At 63.9% G+C, this 20,808-nt stretch carries 20 protein-coding genes and 2 tRNA genes; 12 read left to right on the top strand and 10 right to left on the bottom strand.

The window, feature by feature from the left end; translation table 11 throughout:
- Positions 1 to 271: 271 nt before the first annotated feature.
- From RH831_RS00810 to RH831_RS00790, 5 genes are all read right to left on the bottom strand, one after another.
- Positions 272 to 344 (bottom strand) — tRNA-Pro (locus tag RH831_RS00810).
- 47 nt (positions 345 to 391) lie between these two features.
- Positions 392 to 1,279 (bottom strand): RNA-guided pseudouridylation complex pseudouridine synthase subunit Cbf5, encoded by an 888-nt coding sequence (locus RH831_RS00805; protein ID WP_310552398.1) that lies wholly within the window; start codon positions 1,277 to 1,279, stop codon positions 392 to 394.
- Positions 1,269 to 1,847 (bottom strand): (d)CMP kinase, encoded by a 579-nt coding sequence (gene cmk / locus RH831_RS00800; protein WP_310552397.1) that lies wholly within the window; start codon positions 1,845 to 1,847, stop codon positions 1,269 to 1,271. Before cmk ends, RH831_RS00805 begins: the two co-directional genes overlap by 11 nt.
- A gap of 52 nt (positions 1,848 to 1,899) precedes the next feature.
- Complete coding sequence (locus tag RH831_RS00795; protein ID WP_310552396.1) at positions 1,900 to 2,790, bottom strand: DUF106 domain-containing protein; 891 nt, start codon at positions 2,788 to 2,790, stop codon at positions 1,900 to 1,902.
- Positions 2,791 to 2,825: 35 nt separating this feature from the next.
- Positions 2,826 to 3,467 carry an adenylate kinase gene (locus RH831_RS00790; protein WP_310552395.1) on the bottom strand — a complete coding sequence of 214 codons (642 nt, stop codon included), beginning with the start codon at positions 3,465 to 3,467 and terminating at the stop codon, positions 2,826 to 2,828.
- An 89-nt stretch (positions 3,468 to 3,556) separates the two neighbouring features.
- Between RH831_RS00790 and RH831_RS00785 the strand changes: the two genes are divergently transcribed.
- Positions 3,557 to 3,952, top strand: a complete 396-nt coding sequence (locus RH831_RS00785; protein WP_310552394.1) for a hypothetical protein — start codon at positions 3,557 to 3,559, stop codon at positions 3,950 to 3,952.
- On the opposite strand, the gene RH831_RS00780 is transcribed toward RH831_RS00785, so the two are convergent.
- The gene (locus RH831_RS00780) at positions 3,953 to 5,473 is read right to left on the bottom strand and encodes a TrkH family potassium uptake protein (RefSeq protein WP_396275452.1); all 1,521 of its coding nucleotides are present in this window, start codon (positions 5,471 to 5,473) and stop codon (positions 3,953 to 3,955) included.
- Positions 5,474 to 5,597: 124 nt separating this feature from the next.
- Positions 5,598 to 6,932, bottom strand: a complete 1,335-nt coding sequence (trkA, locus tag RH831_RS00775; protein ID WP_310552392.1) for a Trk system potassium transporter TrkA — start codon at positions 6,930 to 6,932, stop codon at positions 5,598 to 5,600.
- 195 nt (positions 6,933 to 7,127) lie between these two features.
- Between trkA and RH831_RS00770 the strand changes: the two genes are divergently transcribed.
- Positions 7,128 to 7,589 carry a hypothetical protein gene (locus RH831_RS00770; RefSeq protein ID WP_310552391.1) on the top strand — a complete coding sequence of 154 codons (462 nt, stop codon included), beginning with the start codon at positions 7,128 to 7,130 and terminating at the stop codon, positions 7,587 to 7,589.
- A 53-nt stretch (positions 7,590 to 7,642) separates the two neighbouring features.
- On the opposite strand, the gene RH831_RS00765 is transcribed toward RH831_RS00770, so the two are convergent.
- Positions 7,643 to 7,939, bottom strand: coding sequence for a zinc ribbon domain-containing protein (locus tag RH831_RS00765; RefSeq protein ID WP_310552390.1), 297 nt, complete (start codon positions 7,937 to 7,939; stop codon positions 7,643 to 7,645).
- A gap of 216 nt (positions 7,940 to 8,155) precedes the next feature.
- On the opposite strand from RH831_RS00765, the gene RH831_RS00760 reads away from it, so the two are divergent.
- From RH831_RS00760 to RH831_RS00750, 3 genes are all read left to right on the top strand, one after another.
- Positions 8,156 to 8,659 carry a hypothetical protein gene (locus RH831_RS00760; protein WP_310552389.1) on the top strand — a complete coding sequence of 168 codons (504 nt, stop codon included), beginning with the start codon at positions 8,156 to 8,158 and terminating at the stop codon, positions 8,657 to 8,659.
- Between the two features lie 73 nt (positions 8,660 to 8,732).
- A complete protein-coding gene (locus tag RH831_RS00755; RefSeq protein ID WP_310552388.1) occupies positions 8,733 to 9,026 on the top strand; it encodes a winged helix-turn-helix domain-containing protein in 294 nt (97 codons plus the stop codon).
- Positions 9,019 to 9,459, top strand: a complete 441-nt coding sequence (locus RH831_RS00750) for a hypothetical protein (RefSeq protein ID WP_310552387.1) — start codon at positions 9,019 to 9,021, stop codon at positions 9,457 to 9,459. The genes RH831_RS00755 and RH831_RS00750 overlap by 8 nt, the downstream gene beginning before the upstream one ends.
- Here RH831_RS00750 and RH831_RS00745 read toward each other — a convergent pair whose 3' ends face one another.
- Entirely contained in the window at positions 9,460 to 11,358 is a 1,899-nt protein-coding gene (locus tag RH831_RS00745) for a PAS domain S-box protein (RefSeq protein WP_310552386.1), read from the bottom strand.
- 227 nt (positions 11,359 to 11,585) lie between these two features.
- Here RH831_RS00745 and RH831_RS00740 point away from each other — a divergent pair, with 227 nt between their 5' ends.
- The 3 genes from RH831_RS00740 (at position 11,586) to RH831_RS00730 (ending at position 16,085) form a co-directional block, all read left to right on the top strand.
- Positions 11,586 to 14,180, top strand: a complete 2,595-nt coding sequence (locus RH831_RS00740) for a bacterio-opsin activator domain-containing protein (protein ID WP_310552385.1) — start codon at positions 11,586 to 11,588, stop codon at positions 14,178 to 14,180.
- 87 nt (positions 14,181 to 14,267) lie between these two features.
- Positions 14,268 to 15,641 (top strand): methyl-accepting chemotaxis protein, encoded by a 1,374-nt coding sequence (locus RH831_RS00735; RefSeq protein WP_310552384.1) that lies wholly within the window; start codon positions 14,268 to 14,270, stop codon positions 15,639 to 15,641.
- Positions 15,642 to 16,085 carry a chemotaxis protein CheW gene (locus tag RH831_RS00730; RefSeq protein WP_310552383.1) on the top strand — a complete coding sequence of 148 codons (444 nt, stop codon included), beginning with the start codon at positions 15,642 to 15,644 and terminating at the stop codon, positions 16,083 to 16,085.
- Between the two features lie 438 nt (positions 16,086 to 16,523).
- Here the strand turns inward: RH831_RS00730 and RH831_RS00725 are convergent.
- Positions 16,524 to 16,598 (bottom strand) — tRNA-Val (locus RH831_RS00725).
- Between the two features lie 137 nt (positions 16,599 to 16,735).
- Between RH831_RS00725 and trpD the strand changes: the two genes are divergently transcribed.
- Genes trpD through trpG form a run of 4 tightly spaced genes read left to right on the top strand, consistent with a single transcriptional unit; the run spans position 16,736 to position 20,521 of the window.
- Complete coding sequence (trpD, locus tag RH831_RS00720) at positions 16,736 to 17,740, top strand: anthranilate phosphoribosyltransferase (protein ID WP_310552382.1); 1,005 nt, start codon at positions 16,736 to 16,738, stop codon at positions 17,738 to 17,740.
- On the top strand, positions 17,740 to 18,363 hold the full coding sequence (locus RH831_RS00715; RefSeq protein WP_310552381.1) for a phosphoribosylanthranilate isomerase: 624 nt from the start codon (positions 17,740 to 17,742) through the stop codon (positions 18,361 to 18,363). Before trpD ends, RH831_RS00715 begins: the two co-directional genes overlap by 1 nt.
- Before the next feature lie 5 nt (positions 18,364 to 18,368).
- Entirely contained in the window at positions 18,369 to 19,928 is a 1,560-nt protein-coding gene (trpE, locus tag RH831_RS00710; RefSeq protein ID WP_396275451.1) for an anthranilate synthase component I, read from the top strand.
- A complete protein-coding gene (gene trpG, locus RH831_RS00705; RefSeq protein ID WP_310552379.1) occupies positions 19,925 to 20,521 on the top strand; it encodes an anthranilate synthase component II in 597 nt (198 codons plus the stop codon). Before trpE ends, trpG begins: the two co-directional genes overlap by 4 nt.
- Positions 20,522 to 20,808 lie beyond the last annotated feature (287 nt).

Raw genomic sequence — 20,808 nt, 5'->3', positions numbered from 1 at the left:
GCTGTCTTGTAATTCGGAGTCGGGTCCCGATAGGCCACTTTCCCGAACAGAAACGTATGACACTGTCGATAGCGTTCTTTTGTATCAAGGATCGACAACGTCGCAAGTCAAAACCGAGCCTCGAACCACACGAACGGCGGCTTCGCCGCCGTGAGTGGAGAGTGGTTCGCGTAGCGAACCTGACGTCGAAAAAGGTGCGATGGGACCAACGAGAGACGACTCCGTGGTCTCTCTGGCTCCCACTTTTGCCGTCACTTCGTTCTTCCAAAAGTGGGACCGTTGAGATTCGAACTCAAGTCCGACGCCCCCCAGGCGCCGAGGATACCAAGCTACCCCACGGTCCCGCACTCGGGGAGATGAGTGAGCGAGCATTAAGGCCTTCGCTTGTCGCTCAGACCAGGACCGCTTCGAGCTCGACGACGACCCCCGACTCCGCCTCGGGATCACCGACCTGCCGGCCCAGACAGACGGCCGCGCCGTTCGGGGTTTTGCAGACGACCAATCCCGAGGGCGGTTCGGCCGGCCCCTCGATCACTCCCGGCGCGTACACCGGCGCGCCGTGGGCCACTTCTGCGGCCGCACTCGGGGCGATGACGACCTCCGGAATGTGGGTCAGCGCCCGCTCGGCCGGGTGAACTACCTCCCGGAGCCAGTCCTCCTGGCCCGACTCCTCGTACCGGGCCAGGGCATCGGCCAGATCGTGCAGCGTGACGAGGGTAGTGTCGTCGAAGGGCGTGGTCGCCGTCCGACGCAGATCGCCCATGTGTGCACCGGTCCCCAGTGCCAACCCGATGTCGTGACAGAGCTTTCGGACGTAGGTCCCGCTCTCGACGTCCATGCGAATGAGGGCCTGGCGGTCCTCGACCTCCAGAACTTCGAGGTCGTGGACCCGGCGGGTCCGAAGCCGTCGGGCGACAGCGCTCTTCCGGGGCGGCTTCTGGTAGATCTCGCCCTCGAATTTGGCGATCGTCGCCGCGAGGTCCGCGGGTGGGCTCGCGTGGAGTTCCAGAACCGCGACGTACTCTTTCGTTCCTTCGAGAAGCGCCGGCACCAGGCGAGTCGCGTTCCCCAGGAGGACCGGCAGGACGCCCGTGACCTTGGGATCGAGGGTCCCGGCGTGGGCGGCCCGGTCCAGGTCGGTGAGGTCCTTGATCCAGGCCGAGACCTGATGGGCCGAGGGGCCGGGTGGCTTGTCGAGGTTGATGACGCCGAACTCCAGGAGTGACTGAGGGTCCCGCTCCGCGGGCGGCCCGCGAAGGCCGGGCCGGTCAGAACTCATAGTCGACGTCCGTGACCGGGACCGCCCCCTCGTCCGTGGCCTCGTCGTAGGCGTCGATGGCCGTCTCGAGGATCGCGAGGACGGCCTCGGGGTCCCAGCGGGCGGTGTTCATCGACAGGTCGTAGATCGAGTGGTCGGTGAAATCGATTCCGTAATAGGCCTGGTAGCGTTTTGCCTCGCTCTCGCCTCTGGCCCGCAACTCCGAGAGAGCGGTCTCGAAGTCCCGGTCCTCGCGGTCGGCGACCCGGGCGGCCCGGATCTTCTCGGGGGCGTCGAACCAGAACTTCAGATCGGCGTGCTCGCCGGCCATCCAGCCGGCCAGTCGCGATTCGAGAACCAGGTCGTCCCGCTCGGCGGCGATCTCGCGGAGCCGGCGGTCCAGATCGCGGTCGATCTGGTCGTCCTCCTCGGCGAGTTTGTTGAACTCCAGGGGCGTGTACCCACGCTCGGCGGCCAACTCGCGAAAGATGTCACCACCGGAGACGTGATCGAAATCCCGTGCTTCGGCGAGGGCAGTCGCCACGGTCGACTTGCCGCTCCCGATCGGGCCGGAGATGGTGATCAACATACAAGTAGTCCACGCGGGGCGCTCATATCCCTTGTGAACCGCCCTGGGCCACCTACGACGGGGAGGTCTGGATGTTCAGGGCCTTCCGGATGATCTGGGAGAAGCCAATCGAGTTGAGGATATACCAGAGGATCCACGCCTGGAGCGGTCCCACCACACCGGCGGCCAGTTCCACCTCCCCGACCATGGGCATGACCATCGACGCCTCGGCGGGATTGATGTGGGCCGGCGGGCGGATCTTCCAGTACATCCAGAGGAACACGGGGATGGTGATGACCATGATCCACACCATCGGCCGCAACTGTTCCTTGAACATACCCAGCTGATCGCCCATCGCGTCCATCTGCTCCTCACGGATGCGCTCGACTGCCTCGTCGTCACCACGCTCCTTGGCGGCCTTCTGGCGCTCCTGGATCTCCTTCATCTTCTCCTGATAGGCCCCCATCTTCTCGGTGTCCATCAGGGCGTTCTGGAGGATCGAGGAGTACAGTCCGGTGACGACCGCCAGGACCATGATGACCGCGAAAAACGGCAGCGCACTGTCGAGCGGGCCGAGGAACACGTCAAGTACGTTGCCGACGGCCGACCGGACGGAACCGACCGAGTAGCCGGCGAACATGCCAAGCGCACCGACCGCCGCGGCCTTGTCGTAGGTGCTCCAGGAGGATTCCGAATCATCGACGTCCACGTCGGTTTCGAACTCCATCTCGTCGGTCCGGCCCAGGGCTTCCTCGACGGCCTCCCGGTCCGCGAACTGGAACCCGTCCTCGCCCTCGACGAGGATGTCCTTCTGGAGCAGGCGGCCCCACTGGCCGCTCGTCATGTCGTCTTTCACGTCCCGCCAGCGGAGTTCGTCCTCCCGATCCAGCAACTCGGAGAGGACTGACTCGAACTCCGGATTTTCACGGACGAGGTCCGCTACCTTCTCCGCGGTTCGGTTCATTATCCCAGGCAACGAGAGGGGGCGTAATGAACCTTTTACTCCGCGTCCGTGTGGGCCTCGACGGCCGCCTCGATGTCCTCGAAGACGCCCTCTGGGTCCTGCTCGCCGTCGATTTCGACCAGGTCCCCGGTCTCCCGGAAGTGCTCGACGACGGCTGCGGTGTTCTCCTCGTAGACCCGGATCCGCTCGCGGGCTGTCTCCTCGGTGTCGTCGTCCCGCTGGTAGAGTTCGCCGCCACACTCATCACAGACCCCTTCCTCTGTGGGCGGATCGTACTTCACGTGGTAGGATCGGCCACACTCCGAACACACTCGTCGGCCCGTCAGCCGGTCGATGAGTTCGGATTCGGCGACGTCGAGGTAGAGGACCACGTCCAGTTCGGTAATGTCCTCCAGGTACTCGACCTGTGACTCGTTCCGGGGGTAGCCGTCGAGCACGAAGCCGTCGGCCTCGTCGATCGCGGCCTCGACGATCTCGTTGACCACCGGATCCGGAACGAGCTCCCCGGCGTCCATGAACTCCCGCGGGGTGCCATACTCGGTCTCCATGTCCTTGTTCGCCCGGAGGGCGTCACCGGTCGTGATGTGCTCGAGGTCGAAGGCCGCCGTGAGTCGATCGGCCTGTGTCCCTTTGCCGGCACCCGGTGCGCCCAAAATCAGCACGCGTGGATCGGACATAACTGCATTTCCCACGGTCAGTTTAAGGGCTTGTCGAACCGGTTGAGCCCGAACCCGGCGCTTTTCCGCCCGCCCCGCTCAGTACTCGTATGAGCAGATTCGACGCCACCTCGCCGGCCGAGCGAACCGACCTGGTCGTCGCGGCGATCCGTGCCCACCGCGCGCGGGACAGTACCTTTCTCACGCTTGAGACCGACCCAGAATCCGAGGATTCGAGTGCTGGCCCTCCGCCGTGGGTCCAGTACCGCGACCAGGAGCAGACGCTCAACCTTGACTGCACCGACGCGGAACTGGACTCGATTCGGGCCGCAATCGACGGGATCGGCGGCGTGCGAATTACCGACCAGCATGACACGGAGGCGGGAACGAACCTGCGAATCGAGGTTCCGGGCGACGACGAGCGGGTCGCCCAGGTGATCGAGACACTTCTCCTCGACGGCTTCGAGTGTTCCGAGGACGTTCGGCTCTGGGCCGCGGCGGTCTGATCACCGGTCGCGGAGTCCGGTCACGAAGATCGCGAGCACCGGGACGATTTCGAGCCGGCCCAGCCACATCAGCCCGGTCATGAGGAGCTTCGAGGTATCCGGGAAGAAGAGGTAACTCCCGAAGGGTCCGAGTCGACCGAATCCCGGCCCGATGTTCCCGAGTGTCGCGAGCGAGGCGCTGAGCGCTTCGAGAACGGTCAGGTCGATGCCGATTCGAGCGGTGTCCAGACTGAAGAAGACCGCCGCGACCGCAAACAGCACCAGATAGAGGATAGTGAAGGTCATGATGCCGCGGATCGCGTCCTCGTCGACGACGTTCCCGGCCAGTCGAACCGGCTCGATGACCTCGGGGTGGCCCGTCGTGTAAAGCTCCCGGCGGATGGTCTTGAGCACGACGAGCCAGCGAACCACCTTGACCCCACCGCCGGTCGAGCCGGCTGAGCCCCCGATGAACATCGCGAAGAAGAGGATCATCTGGCCGGCCGAACTCCACTCCGCGAAGTTCGCGTTCGCGTAGCCAGTCGAGTTCAAAAGCGAGCCGATCTGGAACGCGGCGTGTCGAAGTGAGGGCTCCGTGAGGCCCTCGGTCGCCCCGCCGATTTCGAGCACGGGGGCGGCCCCACGGAACAACACGACGGCCAGGATCGCAGTGACTACCGCGATCATCCCCGTGTAGGCCCGGAACTCCGAGTTCCGGTACAGCTGTTCGGCCTCCCCTTTCAGCACGTGCCAGAACAGGGCGAAGTTGGTCCCGGCCACGACCATGAAGGGAATGATGGCCCACTGGACGGCCGCCGAGAACGCGGCGATGCTGTCGGCTTGCGGGGAGAATCCGCCGGTCGGGAGCGTGGTGAACCCGTGGGCGACGGCGTTGAAGAGGTTCATGTTCGGCGCGTACCCGGCCAGATGGAGGCCGAAAAGCAGGGCGACGAGGACGACGGTGAACCCGAAGTAGAGGATCCAGAGTGCGCGGGCCGTCTCGGCGATCCGTGGGGTGAGCTTCTGGAGGTCCGGGCCCGGTGCTTCCGACTGCATCAACTGGGCCCCGTTGACCGCGAGTTCCGGCAGGATGGCGATCATCAACACGATGATTCCCATGCCGCCGAGCCACTGGATGAGCTGTCGCCAGATCAGTACCGCATGGGAGTGACGCTCCAGACTAATCTCTCCGAGCACGGTCGCGCCAGTGGTGGTGAATCCGCTCGTCGATTCGAACAGCGCGTTGACGACCGAACTGAAGGCCGCACCCGGAGACGAGAGCGAGAGGCCGATCGTCGACTCGGTGCCGATCCCCGCGAGGAGAAACGGAACCGCACCGAAGATCGACGCGGTGGTCCAGGCCAGCGAGACCAACAACAGGGCCTCCCGTGGCCCGAGGTCCGGTTCGGGATCGAGCCGTTCGAGGGCGAAGCCGGCGGCGGCGGTCAGCGCCATCGAGACGAGAAACACCCAGATGTCCTCCCCATAAACCACACCCACGAAGATCGGCACCAGCATCGAGATCGAGAGGAACTTCACCATGGTGCCGAGGCTGGCGAGACTCGCCCGCCACTGGATGGTGAAGCTCACGGCGACCCCCTCGGCCCGTTCATGACCGGGAGTGATTCCCGGTCGCTAAAGAAAGGTCCGAATCGATCCGCCGCCATTAGAACTGTGGCACGACGTCGTTTAGCACCTTGGCGTCGACGAAGACGACGACGTGGTCGCCGGTCTGGAAGATTGTCTCGCCCCGCGGCGCCACCAGCGTCCCATCACGGGAGATCGCGCCGATCACGACCCCATCCGGGAGGTCCCCCACCACCTCGACCAACCGCCGGCCGATGACCGGACTCGTTTCGTCGAGTTCGACTTCCAGGACCTCGGCCCGGTCGTGCTGGAGCATCGCGACCTTCTCGGTCTGTCCCTCCCAGGTGAACCGAACGATCTCCTCGGCGGTCTCCATCCGCGGGTCGACGGCGATATTGACTCCCACCGCCTCGAAGAGATCCGCGTAGTCCGCGGTCTCGACGATGGCGACGGTCCGCTTGGCCCCCAGTTTTCGGGCCAGCAAGGAGACGAGGAGGTTCTTTTCGTCGCTCTCCAGACAGACGACCACCACGTCGGCCTCCCCGACGTGCTCTCTGGCGAGGAACTCGACGTCCGTGGCATCACTCTCCAGGACCGTCGTCTGTTTCAACTCCTCGGCGAGGTACCGGGCCCGATCCTGGTCCTTCTCGATCAGGCGTGGCCGATAGCCGTGCTCCTCGAAGACCCGGGCCGTCTGATGGCCGGTTTTGCTGCCGCCGATGACCACCACGTCCTCGATCTCCTCGTCGACCTCGGTCGCACTCTCGTTGGCGAACGATCGAACCGACGACGGACTGCCGATGACCACGATGCTGTCCCCCGCCTGAATCGTCGTCTTGCCGGTCACCACGATCAACTCCCCGTCGCGGAAGATCGCCGCGAAGGTCATCGAATCGTACTGGTCGGCTTCACGGACTGATTTGCCCACGACCGGGCTCCCTGCATCGACCTTGAGCTCGACCATCTGGACCAGCCCGTTCGAGAACTCGTCGACGTCGTGGGCATGTGGCACCGCCGAAATCCGATAGATCGCCTCCGCGGTCACGAGGTCCGAACACACCATGAAGTCGACCCCGAAGGCCCCGTGTGATTGCTCCCAGGTCGTGAGCAGTTGGCGGCGCTTGACCCTGGCAATCGTGAACGTGTCCGTCACCGTCTTGGCCGTTCCACTGATGACGATGTTCGTCTCGTCGCTGTCCGTCGCCGCGATCACCATGTCGGCGCGATCGATGTCCGCGTCCCGGAGGACTTCGAGATCCGTCCCGTCCCCCTGGACGGCCAACACGTCCAGCGAGTAGTTCAACTCCTCGACGAGCACGGGATCCTGCTCGACGACCACGACCTCGTGTGTACTCGCGAGGTTGGCCGCGATCGAGGAGCCGACTTCCCCGGCCCCGACGATCAAAATGCGCATGAGCGACCCCTCCCTGCGATCATAGTTGCGGGATTGGCCGGCCGGCCTATAAAAATCCACGCACACGAACATCGTGGGGGCACCGAGAGTGGGTCCTCGACCGGGCCGCCTTCTACCTGCAACGGGACCACTGCAGCCGTCGCTTGTCGCTCGTTCGAGTCACACTTTTGGCCGCGGATACACAATTTCGGATCGATGTCCGTGGGGAGTCGACTTCGTGGCCGACAGACACAATTTTACATCGAACTGGCCTATGGCGCACTATTCATCGTCGGCATCGGCTTTCTGATCTTCCGGTTCGACCCGCGCGTGGCTGCCTTCGAGGCCGGCCTGGTGGTCGGCTACCTCCTGCGTATCTGGGAGAAGATGTCGATTTACGAGCGTATCATCGAGGAGGCGGTCTCCCGAGAGGCCGAGCAACAGGTCGAAAGCGAGGTCGAAGCCCAGGTGGAGTCGGAAATTGAAGAACAGGTCGAATCCGAAATGGACGACCGGGTGGAAAAGGAGGTGGAAGATCGTGTCGAGGCCGTCGAGGATCGGGTGGCTGACGAGGTCGAGACCCACCTCGAATCGGCAGTCGAACAGCAGGTCAGCGACGAAGTCAAGGACCAGGTCGAATCTGAAGTAACCGAACGTCTGGACGACGAATCCGGGTAGCCGACGCGAAAAAACGCGGTTGTGTTAGGATTCGATCGGGATCTCGGTCCCGGTTACCGCTCCATGCCGAACGGATGGCCCTTTTCACGCCCGTTCTCACCCGTTTTTGGCAATTCGGTGGCGCAAACACGGCAGTACCGGAAGCCCGGCTCGTTCGCGGCCCCGCACTCGGGACAGACCACGGTTTCCTGTCCCTCGGCCCGTCGTTCACTCGTTGGCTCCGCAGTCTCCGTGGATGTCTCCCGGGACAGCCGACGGAACTGGAGATACACCAGCAGATGGAGCACCCCGATGACGAGCAGGAGCCCGATCTGCCAGTGCTGGTCGAGCACACGTCTCACCCAATCCATACCTAATTATTCAGATAGTTTAACGCTTGCGGCCGTCAAACACCCCGGATGGTTCGCCGCGCCGACGCAATCGTTGCGGCCAAATCAACGCCATTGTTGGGTGTTTTTGGGCTGGTCTGGGGATGAATTTGGGTGAGAGGTGGGTCGGACTCAGGAGATAGTTCGGAATACGTATATGAACTACCTGCACCTTGGATGATTCGTGGTCGAAACACAATGAAGACGACAACCAAACTGCTGGGCGTGGCACTCGTGGCCCTCGTGGCGTTCACGGGCTTTGCCGCGGCTGGCGCCGGTGGCTTCGCTGCAGGCACCGCCGATCAAACGCCCGTCGAATCGCCCGATGCGACTGTGACAGTTGAGCAGGCCCAGGATGGCTCGAACAGTCCCTGGGTCACCGGCGACGAGCGTCTGGAATTGTTCCAGGAGCGCTTTGACCTGACTGACGAGCAGGTGGCGACGATCCAGAGCGAGGTGCAGTCGATGATCGAGAACGACGCCTCGCCCACCGAAATCCGTGACACCGTACGGACGATGTTGACGGACTACGGCGTCGAGGACGCTACGCTTGGCCCGGCTGCGGACGGCTTCCAGGGTGACGGCCAGTATGGCCAGGGGCACGGATTCGGGACTGACGCCGCGCAGGACGGATCCGGATTCGGTGGCCACGGTAGTTTCGGGAACCAGGGTGGCTACGGTAACGGCCACTGTCTGGCCTGAGATCGAATTTAAACGTGCGCCGTAGAGAAGGGCAGTTATTTAGCCGTCTTACCCGAATCCGAGACGTGACTCGATGCGGAAGGTACTCTGGTGGTTGATCGGTGGAGCCCGCGGTGGCAGCAACCGGTTTCGAATCATCAGAACTCTGGAGCGTGAACCGATGAACGCGAATCAACTCGCCGCCGAACTCGACCTGGACTACAAGACTATCCGCCACCACCTCGATCTGTTGACCGAGAACGACGTTCTCGAACCGGTGGGGGACGGGTACGGTGACGTGTACTTCCTGACCGAGCGGATGGAATCGAACATGGATGTCCTCGATACGATCGCCGAACAGGCCGACCTGGGTGATGTCGATGTCTGAGCGGGCCGGCCCAAATGGGCTTCGCGGCCGTGTCGGCCTCATCGTTGTCGGGGCTGTCATCATCAGTGCTCTCGTTGCTCTCCTGGTCGAACCACAGCACGTCGGCGGGATGATGGGTCCCGGGATGATGCGCCCGCCCCAGGACATGGGTGTGGAGACGGACATCCGGATGTTCCTCTCGACGTACAACGTCATCCTTCTGCTGGCACTGACGTGGTCGTACCTCGTGGTCTATCGCGACCTGCCCAACCGGTTCACGGGAAGTTTGCTCCTCTTTGCAGTCGCATTGTTGCTCTACGCGATGGCCTCCAACCCGGCGATCCACGTTCTCTTCGGGTTCCGCGGCGGCCCCGAACTGGGGCCGTTTGCCTTCCTGCCGGACCTCTTTGCTGCTTTCGCGGTGACGGTCCTTCTTTACCAGAGTTTCCAGTAGTTAGTCGCCGGTCCGGATCTCGAACCGGGCCCCGCCGTTCGTTCCCGTCCCGAGTTCGACGGTCCAGCCGTGGGCTTCCACGATGTCGGCGACGATATCCAGCCCCAGGCCCGTCCCATCTCGGGAGGTCGTATAACCGGACTCGAAGACCGTCTCCCGGTCCTCTTCGGGAATTCCGGGCCCGTCGTCTTCGACGTAAAAGCCGTCTTCGAGGTCCCCGACGGTCACGGTAACCCCGTCGCCGGCGTGTTCGACTGCGTTCCAGAAGAGGTTCTCGAGGGCCCGTCGGAGCCGACCCCGGTCGGCCGCGACGGTGGCCGTCGTCTTCACGGCGAGGCTGGCAGCAGGGGCGTCGACGGTCTCCCAGCACATCGGAACCAGTTCGGCTAGCTCGATCGCTTCCCGTTCTTCGGGTTCGACTGTCCGTCCCTCGCGGGTGAGCGTGAGCACGTCGTCGATGATGGCATCCATCCGATCGATCGCCTCGTCGACGGCCGCGAGGTGGTCGCTCGCACACGTTTCGGCCGCCAGATCGAGTCGTCCGCTGGCCACCGTGAGCGGGGACCTGAGATCGTGGGAGACGATGCTGGCGAACCGTTCGAGCCGTTCGTTCTCCCGCTTTAGCTTCTGTTCGCGCTCTTTCTGGTCCGTGAGGTCGACGTAGATGGCCAGCGCCTCCGTGCGCACGCCGGCATCCAGCAGCGACGAACGGAGTCTGAACGTCCGGTCCCCCTCCGTGGTTCGTCGGACCACCTCCCGTTCGACCGTTCGCTCCGTCGCGGCGGTCCCGTCGATTTTCCGGGCGGATTCTCGGTGGTCTGGTGGAACGATCAACTCGTTGAGCGAGCGCCCCTCGATCGCGGCCGACTCGTAGCCGAAGGTCCGTTCGAACGCCGAGTTGACGGCGACGACGGTGGGGGTCTCCGCCTCGTACTCGACGTGTGCGACCGGTTCGGGGATGGCCTCGAAGACTGCGGCCAGGCGGTTTCGTTCGCGGCTCAGGGAGGCAGTCCGGTGGCGGAGCGTCTCGACGTGCTCCAGACGTGCGAGTGCGTTTCGGACGTGTGAAACAAGGAGTTCGGCCAGGTCCAGGTCGGTCTCGTCGAAGGCGCCGGGATCCCTGTCGACGGCCTGAAAGACGCCGTACTCGCCGATCGGGACGGTCAGTGCCGAGCGGAACTCGTTTTCGACCTCTGTCGCGTCGCTGCGATCGAGGTCCCGGACCAACGAGGACTCGCCGGACCGGTAGGTCCGTGTCCCGAGTTTCGACTCGTCGTCGATCGGGACCCGGTCGAAGTAGGCGTCGACCGGCACGTCAGACGAGACGGCCTGGGTGAGCAGGTATCCGTCCTCGGCAACGTCGGCGATCGCGATGTCGAATTGGAGGATATCCTCGGCCGCCTCGACCAGCGCCCGAAAGACCTCCGCCTCGGAAGCTGCGGCCTGCATGTCCATTGCCACCTCGTGGAGCACCTCGATTTTCGATTGGTGGTTTTGGAGTCGCCGCTCGCGTTCGGCTTCGATCTCGTGAAACTGGCAGTGCGTGCTGGTGTGGTCGCCATTTTCGAATTTGGCTTGCCCCTCGAATCTGACGGTGAGTCCCTTCCCGCCCGCGTGTCTGAGCGTCAACTCCACGTCTGAGACCCGGTTCCGATCGGCGAACGTCGAGGCGGTGTCCCGAAACGTATCGACCGACTCCGAGGTCAGAAACTCCACGAACGGCCGACCGAGCACCGCCTCGCGCTCGTACCCCAGTCTATCCAGCCAGGCACGGTTCACCTGCTGGATGGTGCCGGTTTTTGAAAGTATCTGGTAGGGGAGCGGAATCGACGCCAAATCGGTCCCGCTCGGCTTGCGATTCGTGGCTCGGTCCCCCTCCTCGCCACTGTCGTCTATCACTCTATCAGTATCCTGTATGTCGGGCCGTGATAAGAACCCTCGTGTTTCCCGGGAGCCGTTGGTTCCGAGTGTGGGCACCGACGCAGCCAAACCGTGGCTTCGGGCGGCCCCAACTGGACACCCGGTTGGTGAGTCGAACCTGGCAGATATTCTCCCCGGGACGAAGCGCAGGCCGTTTCTCCGAACTCTCGGACCGAAGCGAGGGGTCCGATTGGGGTTTATACCACGTGGTCTCTATTGCAGACGAGATTGAAATGGAGGAGGACCCATCTCGCGGCCAGTGGAGTGCAAGTCGGGACGGTCCGGTCCACGTTCTCGTGGTCGATGGTGAGACAGAGTTCGTGACTACCGTGGCGGCCGGGCTCACCGATGAGGCGGCTGCCGTCGAGGTAACGACGGCCACGGGGGCCCAGGCCGCGCTATCGGTTCTCGAAGCTACTCGGGTCGACGCCGTCGTCTCGGGCGACCGGATGCCCGAGACGGAGGCCCTCGAGTTCTTTCGCCAGGTCAGGGCGGAACAGCCCGACCTTCCGTTCGTCATCTTTACTGACCGAGCCGACGAGGAAGTTGCCAGCGAGGCATTGTCGGCTGGGGTGACTGATTACCTGTACAAAACGGGGCCAAAGCCCATCGCCCGACTGGCAACCCGCCTCCAGAACGCGGTCGCTCGGATCCGTGCCGAGCGGGATCTCGAAGCGGCCCGTCGGGACAATCGGGAGCGATTCGAGCGGTCCCCGGTTGGACGCTGGATCGAGGACTTCTCGGCCGTTCGACGGGCGGTGGAACAGCTTCAGGCCCAGGGGGTCGAGGACATCGGGGCATATCTGGAGTCCCACCCCGAAAAAACGGCTGCCCTGGCCCGATCCGTCGAGGTCGTTTCGGTAAACGAGACCGTTCTCGAGATGTACGGGGCCGAGTCAGTGGCGGACTTCGAGCAGGGCCTCGCTGAGATTTTCGGCCCCGAGTCGATGGCGCCGTTCCGGGAGGTCGCCGGGGCCATCGCGGCGGGCGAGCGGAGCTTTCGGACCGAGAAGACCGACCGGCGTCTCGACGGCGAACCGGTCTCGATCATCCTCCACTGGTCGGTCACTTCGGGGGACGATGCCTACGAACGGGTTCGCGTGTCCACGATCGATATCAGTGAGCGTGAGTCCCGGGAACGCCGTCTCGAGAAACGCGAACGGCTCTTTCGGGATCTCTATCGCAGTTCCCAGCGCTGTCTGTCAGCGAACTCCGAGACCGAGGTTTTCGATCACGTCGTGGAGAGCACGCTCGCCTCCCTCTCGTTGCTCGAAGTTTCGATCTTCGCGTTCGACGATGTCTCGGGTCGGCTGGAAGCGACGGCACGTGCCGGCCGGGTCTCCCGGCAGCGCCGATCTGTCTCGCCGGGCGAGGGGCCTGTCTGGGAGATCTTCCGAACCGGCGAAACACGACACCTCGAGTGGGCTGAGACGGACGAGACGAAGGCCGTCGGCGTGCCGATCGGTGACTTTGGAGTGCTTCTCGCGCGAAGTACCACACTCGAACCGGTCGACATCGAGATGATCGAACTCTGTGTCTCGACCGCTGACGCGGTGCTAACACGCATCCGACGCGAGGCGGAGCGGGACGCCCTGGCGGACGATCTCACCGGGCAGCAGACCCACGTCGAGAAGGTTCGTGGCCTGCTGGAAGCGACACAATCGATCCTCCAGGACGTCCCGGAGTCGACCCGGGGTGACATGGAGGACCGTGTCGTCTCCGAACTCGTCACGACCGACACGGTGGATTTCGCGTGGATCGGACACCCGGTGAGGACTGACGGCGAACTCGATCCGGCGGCCTGGGCCGGGATGGGCGCAGGCTATCTGGACGCGATAGACCCGACCGATGGAACTAATCCGAGTCCCGCTCAGCTGGCTGGTCGGCGTCGATCCCAGACCGTCATCGACCGGATCCCCGAGCAAGTTGGCTCCGGCAGTTGGGCCAAAGAGGCGCTCTCACTGGGTTACGGTTCGGTACTGGCCGAGCCGCTTTTGACCGACGAGGTCCTCTATGGGGTCCTGACTGTTTATACCGCCGAACCGGAGGGATTCGGATCGGATTGTCGAGAACTCATTTCGGACGTGGGATCACTTCTGACCACCGTCTACGCGATCCAGAACGCCCGCTCCTCGGACGTCGGGACCAGGGGAGTCGAACTCGAGTTCTCTATCGGGGACTCGACGGACCCTGTGACGGCCCTGGCAGCACGAACGGGGGTGCTGCTCCAGTTCGATACTGTGCTCGAGACGACCAATACGGGAGCGCGAATCCTCGTTAGCGTCGATTCCGGGTCCGACGGGTTGCCCGAGGAGGCCCTCGAAGTCACGGCCATCACGGATGCAGCCTGGTTCGGCGGCCCGGCCCACGAACAGCTGGTTCTGGAGATCGAAGGGCCGATGCTGGCGACGGGGGTCCGGAAGCACGGTGGCCGCCTTGTCTCCGCGATCACGGAGCCGGATCGGAGCGTGATCGTCGTTTCACTCTCGGGTGACCGACCGGCACGCCCGCTGATCGAGTGGCTCCAACAGACCTATCCGGACATCGAACTGCTGGCGCGTCGTGAGACCGATGTAACCCACGATCCTGCAGGTCGGCACCTCGAAAACGTCCTCACCGACCGTCAGCTCGAGATTCTCACGGCGGCGTATTACGGCGGGTATTTCGCCAGTCCACGAACGATCACGGGGCAGGAGCTGGGCGAGAGCTTCGATATCTCGGACTCGGCGGTTCACAAACACATCCGTTCGTCGCTTCGAACGTTACTCGAAGAACTCCTCGTTTCAGCGCCTGATAATTAGGGGTTGCATACCGAACCTGTCGTGACTGCCGGTCGGTTGGTCAGGCAGCCTCATGGCTGATTGGGGTGGAACCGGTAGTATTTGCTGATGTCTCCGAACGACCGGTCCACCGGGTCGGGCAGCAATCATTCACCGACCACCCAGGCCGAGCCTGCAACGCGGACCCGCAGCGATGGCGGTACGGTGGGACGGGATCCCCCTGAATCGGCCGACGCAGCACAGGAAACGCAGAAACCCAGCGCGCTGATCGCTGTGGAGCAGGATCCGGACCAGCTGTACGACACCTCCGGGAGCGCCCAGCGGATTATCGACGACGAGTTCAATGTGGTCAAACAGAACCGGGTGATGACCGAGTGGACTGGCGTCGACCCAGACGAGGCCGGCCAGGTCAAGTGTATGAATCAGGCCAACAGTTCGGTCTGTGGCACCGAGGACTGCACGAAAAAACAGCTTCTGGGGCAGGGCAAGGACCACATCGAGGTCGAAATCGAGAAGGACCTCGCCAACGGCGAGACGAAAAAGACCCTCCTCGTTTCCGAACCGATCTACGACGAACACGGCAACAAAGTCGGAATCAGCGAGTCCTTCAAGGACATCTCGGATATCAAGGAAGCCCAGCGGGACGTCAACGCCTCGGTTGCTGAACTGCAGGAGGCCTCACAGGGGGTGGCGGAGAGTTCGGAAGCGATCACCAGTACCGCGGAGACGCTGGCCGACAGCATGGACGAGGTCTCCGGGGAGGTCTCGAACGTGAGCGCGACGATCGAGGAGGTAGCCTCCAGCGCCGAGGAGGTCGCCGCGACCACGGGGCAGGCTCGAGATCTCGCCGAACACGGGTACGATACGGCCGAGAAAGCCATCGATACGATGGAGGACATCGACGAGGCGTCCGCAGATGTCTCCGCGGACGTCGATGACCTGCAGGGTCGCATGGACGAGATCGACGAGATCGTGGATTTGATCAACGATGTCGCGGACCAGACCAACCTGCTCGCGCTCAATGCCAACATCGAGGCCGCACGGGCTGGTGAGGAGGGCGACGGCTTCGCGGTCGTTGCAAACGAGGTCAAGAACCTGGCCGAGGAGGCCCAGGAACACGCCGAGACCATCGAGGACGTTATCGAGGCGATTCAGGCGGACACTCGGGACACGGTCGAGAGCCTCGACGAGACCAACGAGCAGATCGAGGACGGGATCGAGATGGTCGACGATACGATGCAGAACCTCGCTGAAATCGTTGATGCGGTTCAGGAGGCCGCCGACGGGGTGGACGAGGTCGCTGACGCGACCGACGACCAGGCCGCTAGTACCGAAGAGGTCGCCGCGATGATCGACGAGTCCCGGGCCCAGGCCGAAGATGTCTCCGCCGAGATCCAGAACATCGCAGCGGCAAACGAAGAGCAGACGGCCAAAGTCGAGGACATCAAAAACGCCGTCGAGCGGCTCAACCAGGGGAAGTGAATGGCCGCCACGACTGACGACCAGACGGCAATCGAGGACGGTGAAGGTGTGGTCTTTCGGCTGGGCGAGACCGAATACTGCATCGACATCGGACATGTCGATGAAATCGTCGAACGTGGCGAGCTGACACAGCTTCCAAACTCCGCCCCGCACTTCGAGGGCGTGATGGACCTTCGGGGCGAAACGACGACCATCTTCAACCCCCGGACCTACTTCGACGTCGCGGGTACCCACGACGGGGGCGATCGCATCCTGATTCTTGATCAGGCCGACTCGAACGTCGGCTGGGTCGTCGACGGTGTCGATCGCGTCATCACCTACGCCAGCGAAAACATCGAGACCCAGGTCAAGAGTGGGGCCGTCGAAGGTGTACTCAGGCGGGAGGGCAGTTTTATCATTCTCGTGGACCCAACTGTGGTGGACGATACTGCTGGCCGGACCTGATCAGCTGGCGACTCGTTCGAGTCGATCCAGACTCCCCTCGGAGTGATCGATACGTGTTTGTACGAGACAAAGCGGAGACCGGCCCATCGCTTTCGAAGCCCGTTCGGTGGGTCGATGACTGCGATATCCTTCGAAGGCAGCGCGGGAGCGCAATGTCGAGTGCCAGGACCCACCGTCACGGGGAAATACGGCGTGACTCCACCGGTGACAGGCCCCGAATCGGTCACCCGCCCCGTATATGCTCTCGAACCATCTTTGCCGCCGCTGTGCCGGTTCGAGCGGTCGTATCGAAACTCGGGTAGTATTGGAAATCCCGGCGAGGAAGACTCACTCGTTCCTCGCTCGTGATAGGGCTCGAATCCGCTGACCCGTTTACGACCGCGATCTCATCGCAGCGACACTGCACGCTGGTCGCTGCGAAGTGAGAGTCGCTGAAAATGGGTCGGGGCGGATTCGAACCGCCGGTCTCCTCCATGTCAAGGAGGTGTCATAGCCAGACTAGACCACCGACCCTCGTGCTTCCATCCAATCGTATCCGGTCGGAACAGTTGAAGGTTTCGAAACGGTCGACGACGAATGGGAATTACGAAAACGTTAAGTGATGTACAAACCTGTCCATTAGATACCGAAACAGTACATCGGTGATTCCAATGCAAGGGTACATCGAACGCGTCGCTGACGGCGAAGACCTCTCCGTTTCGGAGGCCAGAGCCGCGGCGACAGCCGTCTTCGAGGATGCGACGGACGCCCAGATCGGGGCCCTGCTGACGGCCATGCGCTCGAAGGGCGAGACAGAAGCCGAAATCGCCGGGTTTGCACAGGGGATGCGAGCGGCTGCGAGGACCATCGAGCCCGAACGGGACCGGTTGGTCGACACCTGTGGGACCGGCGGGGACGACTACGACACCATCAACGTCTCGACGACCAGTGCGGTCGTGGCCAGCGGGGCCGGCGTCCCGATCGCGAAACACGGTAACTACTCGGTCTCCTCCTCGTCCGGGAGCGCCGACGTCCTCGAGACGGTCGGTGTTCCGGTCGGGGCCGAACCCCCGGCCGTCGAACGGGCCATCGAGGAGTCCGGGATCGGGTTCATGCTCGCCCCGGTGTTCCACCCCGCGATGAAGGCCGTCATCGGTCCCCGCCAGGAACTGGGCATTCGGACCGTGTTCAACGTTCTCGGCCCGCTGACGAACCCGGCCGGGGCGGATGCACAGGTCCTGGGCGTGTACGATCCCGAACTCGTGCCGCTGGTCGCCCGCGCGCTCGCACACATGCCCGTCGAGCACGCCCTCGTCGTTCACGGTTCGGGCCTCGACGAGATCGCGATCCACGACGAGACGGTCGTCGCCGAGGTGACCGGTGACTCGATCGAGGAGTACACCCTCCAGCCCGCCGACATGGGGCTGGAACGGGCACGAATCGAGGCCGTGGCTGGTGGGAGCCCCGAGGAGAACGCCGACCACCTGACGGGGATCCTCAACGGGACTGTTCAGGGCCCGATGCGTGACATTATCCTCGCAAACGCCGGGGCAGCGATCTACGTGGCCGGGGAAGCAGACTCGATCCAGGAGGGTGCCGAGGTCGCTGCACAGGCCATCGACTCCGGCGCTGCAATGGAGAAACTCACGGCCCTGAAAGCCGTCCCGGCGGTCTGATGGTCCGCGTGAAGCTCTGTGGGTTCACCCGGCAGGTGGACGTAACCCGAGCAGTCGAGGCTGGGGTGGACGCCGTCGGCGCGATCGTTGACGTTCCAGTCGAGACACCACGAGCTGTCGACGGCGAGCATGCTGCACGGCTCTTTGCGGCCGTTCCGCCTTTCGTCAGCACCGTCCTCGTGACGATGCCCGAATCGGTCGATCGAGCGCGTGAACTGATCGACCGGGTCGATCCCGACGCGATCCAGGTCCATGCCGGTCTCGCTCCGGCGGAGGTCGAGGCCCTCGCCGACGAAACGCCAGTCATTGCAGCCGTTGGCCACGACGAACCGGCGGTGGCGGCGTATGCCGACGCCGCTGATGCCCTCCTGATCGACTCGACGGACGAGTCCGGGGCCGGCGGGACGGGCCAGACACACGACTGGACGGCGACCCGGGAGCTCACCCAGCTCGACACACCGGTCGTGCTCGCCGGCGGACTCACGCCCGAGAACGTCCGCTCGGCGGTCTCGACTGTCGACCCGTACGCCGTCGACGCGGCTTCCGGGGTCGAGGCGGAACCCGGGCAGAAAGACGGGGCGGCGATGGACCAGTTCGTGGCTGCAGCGAGGGGGCGAGACTGATGAGTCTGCTCGACCGCTCGCGAGGGGAATTCGCCGCCCTCCTGGACGCCGCGGAACCGGTGGTCGTCCGGGTCGCCGCCGAACTCCCGGTCTCCGTCTCGCCGCTCTCGGCGGCGACGGCCCTGGACGGCGAAAGCGAGTACAGCTTCCTCCTGGAGAGCGGAGAGAAAACGGCCGCGAGCGACCCGGCCGATGCCTTTTCCGCCAGCGACTCGACGGAGCGTCACGCCCGGTTCTCCTTCGTCGGCTATGACCCCGACGCGGTACTCACGCTGGATGCGGCCGGCGACAGCATCACGCGACTGCGGGATTCGCCGGCGGCAGACCTCGTGGCTACTGGGACGGGTGACGTGCTCGACCGCTTGCGGCGGGGGCTGCCCGACATCGAGCGACGTGGATTCCCTGACGCCGCTCGCCAACACCTCTCCGGGGGGCTGGTCGGCTTTTTGGCTTACGACGCCGTGTACGATCTCTGGCTCTCGGAGCTCGGGGTCGAGCGTCCGGAGAGCCCGGTACCCGACGCCCAGTTCGCGCTGACGACACGGACACTCGTCTTCGATCACGTGGCAGACACCGTCTCGATCCTGTTCACGCCGGTGGTGGCCCCGGAGACGGATCCGGACCAGCTCTACGACCAGTTGCTCGCAGAAGCACGCTCGGTCAAAGAACGGCTAGAACAGGCCGAATCGCCCGCCGGTGGGGACTTCCGTCGGACAGCCGAACGGGCGGGCTCACAGTCCGCCTACGAGGACGCGGTGGCAACTGCGAAGCAGGCGGTCACCGAGGGAGAGGTGTATCAGGCAGTCGTCTCGCGCACGCGTGAACTCGAAGGTGACATCGATCCGGTGGCCCTGTACGACTCGATGCGGGCGGTCAACCCCTCGCCGTACATGTACCTGCTGTCATACGGGGACCGCTCGATCGTGGGTGCGAGTCCCGAGACGCTCGTTGCTGTCGACGGCGAGACGGTCCGGAACAACCCGATCGCCGGGACCTGTCCCCGGGGGTCCAGTCCCGCGGAGGATCGTCGACTCGCCGGCGAGATGCTGGCCGACGACAAGGAGCGGGCCGAACACACGATGCTCGTCGACCTGGCCAGAAACGACGTCAGACGAGTCTCCCGACCCGGGAGCGTGGACGTGACGGAGTTCATGCGCGTGCTGAAGTACAGCCACGTCCAGCACATCGAATCGACGGTAACCGGCCGTCTCCGGGAGGACCAGGACGCTTTCGACGCGATTCGGGCCTGCTTTCCAGCCGGCACGCTCTCGGGGGCCCCCAAGAGCCGGGCGATGGAGCTCATCCACGACCTCGAAGCCTCGCCACGGGGGGTGTACGGTGGCGGCGTGGGCTATGTCTCCTGGCAGGGGGACATGGACATGGCGATCGTGATCAGGACGGCGACCATCGAGTCGGGGGATCCTGACCGCCTCCGGGTTCGGGCCGGTGCGGGCGTCGTGGCCGATTCGGATCCCACGAGCGAGTACGAAGAGACCGAGGCGAAGATGGACGGGGCGCTGACGGCGGTCCGGGACATCGAGAACGGGCTGGAGGTGCCCCGATGAAGGTGCTCGTGATCGACAACTACGATTCGTTTACCTACAACCTGGTGGAGTACGTCTCGAAGGTCACGCTGCCGGACGGAACAACCCCCGAGATCACGGTCCTGAAAAACACCGTCGATCTCGCGGCCGTGCGGGCGGTCGATCCGGACGCGATCCTGATCAGTCCCGGGCCTGGTCACCCGGCAAACGACCGCGACGTGGGTGTCTCGGCCCCGGTCCTCCGCGAGGTCGCTCCGCAGGTGCCCACACTCGGTGTCTGTCTCGGGATGGAGGCGGCGGTCTCGGTGTACGGGGGCGAGGTCGGCACTGCCCCCGAACCGGTCCACGGCAAGGCAGATCCGGTCGCCCACGACGGTCGGGGCATCTTCGAGGGAATCGAACCCGAGTTCCAGGGCGGTCGCTACCACTCGCTGATCGCACTGGACGTGCCTGCGGTCTTCGAGGTTTCGGCCCGGACCGAACAGGACGGCGAGTCGATTCCGATGGCGATTCGACACCGGGAACATCCCATCGTCGCCGTGCAATTTCACCCCGAGAGCGTGCTGACGCCGGTCGGTCACGACCTGATCGAGCACTTCCTGCTTGCCGCATAGAAACCCACGAATTTTCGCTCACGCCCCAGAAATCGGGAGTGTGGGGCCGTTTCGATCTCGGTCGATTTCGCCGCTGGTTTCACTTTCGGTCCGGCGGGAGTAGGCTTATACTGGTGCCCCCGTTACCGAAGTAGTGGCTCCGTACCCGCCAGGTGTGGCATGGGAAGACACACCCGCTGGCGGGTCGAACCGACGCGGGTTTACCGGACGAGCGGCTTCGTTCGCTACCCGCATCTCCCGGCACACATGTACATTGGACATTCACGCACACGACTGACTGTGGAGGT

Origin of the sequence: Halodesulfurarchaeum sp. HSR-GB, from assembly GCF_031432215.1 — an archaeon.
In the GTDB taxonomy this organism is placed as follows: Archaea; Halobacteriota; Halobacteria; order Halobacteriales; family Halobacteriaceae; genus Halodesulfurarchaeum.
Note: the sequence above shows the minus strand (reverse complement) of the source record. Positions and strands in the feature narration are given on the sequence as shown.

What these genes read in the sequence shown, in the direction of transcription:
- RH831_RS00805 (WP_310552398.1), bottom strand. Translation starts at nt 1,279, where the DNA reads ATGAGTTCTGACCGGCCCGGCCTTCGCGGGCCGCCCGCGGAGCGGGAC.
- cmk (WP_310552397.1), bottom strand. Translation starts at nt 1,847, where the DNA reads ATGTTGATCACCATCTCCGGCCCGATCGGGAGCGGCAAGTCGACCGTG.
- RH831_RS00795 (WP_310552396.1), bottom strand. Translation starts at nt 2,790, where the DNA reads ATGAACCGAACCGCGGAGAAGGTAGCGGACCTCGTCCGTGAAAATCCG.
- RH831_RS00790 (WP_310552395.1), bottom strand. Translation starts at nt 3,467, where the DNA reads ATGTCCGATCCACGCGTGCTGATTTTGGGCGCACCGGGTGCCGGCAAA.
- RH831_RS00785 (WP_310552394.1), top strand. Translation starts at nt 3,557, where the DNA reads ATGAGCAGATTCGACGCCACCTCGCCGGCCGAGCGAACCGACCTGGTC.
- RH831_RS00780 (WP_396275452.1), bottom strand. Translation starts at nt 5,473, where the DNA reads ATGGTGAAGTTCCTCTCGATCTCGATGCTGGTGCCGATCTTCGTGGGT.
- trkA (WP_310552392.1), bottom strand. Translation starts at nt 6,932, where the DNA reads ATGCGCATTTTGATCGTCGGGGCCGGGGAAGTCGGCTCCTCGATCGCG.
- RH831_RS00770 (WP_310552391.1), top strand. Translation starts at nt 7,128, where the DNA reads ATGTCCGTGGGGAGTCGACTTCGTGGCCGACAGACACAATTTTACATC.
- RH831_RS00765 (WP_310552390.1), bottom strand. Translation starts at nt 7,939, where the DNA reads ATGGATTGGGTGAGACGTGTGCTCGACCAGCACTGGCAGATCGGGCTC.
- RH831_RS00760 (WP_310552389.1), top strand. Translation starts at nt 8,156, where the DNA reads ATGAAGACGACAACCAAACTGCTGGGCGTGGCACTCGTGGCCCTCGTG.
- RH831_RS00755 (WP_310552388.1), top strand. Translation starts at nt 8,733, where the DNA reads ATGCGGAAGGTACTCTGGTGGTTGATCGGTGGAGCCCGCGGTGGCAGC.
- RH831_RS00750 (WP_310552387.1), top strand. Translation starts at nt 9,019, where the DNA reads ATGTCTGAGCGGGCCGGCCCAAATGGGCTTCGCGGCCGTGTCGGCCTC.
- RH831_RS00735 (WP_310552384.1), top strand. Translation starts at nt 14,268, where the DNA reads ATGTCTCCGAACGACCGGTCCACCGGGTCGGGCAGCAATCATTCACCG.
- RH831_RS00730 (WP_310552383.1), top strand. Translation starts at nt 15,642, where the DNA reads ATGGCCGCCACGACTGACGACCAGACGGCAATCGAGGACGGTGAAGGT.
- trpD (WP_310552382.1), top strand. Translation starts at nt 16,736, where the DNA reads ATGCAAGGGTACATCGAACGCGTCGCTGACGGCGAAGACCTCTCCGTT.
- RH831_RS00715 (WP_310552381.1), top strand. Translation starts at nt 17,740, where the DNA reads ATGGTCCGCGTGAAGCTCTGTGGGTTCACCCGGCAGGTGGACGTAACC.
- trpG (WP_310552379.1), top strand. Translation starts at nt 19,925, where the DNA reads ATGAAGGTGCTCGTGATCGACAACTACGATTCGTTTACCTACAACCTG.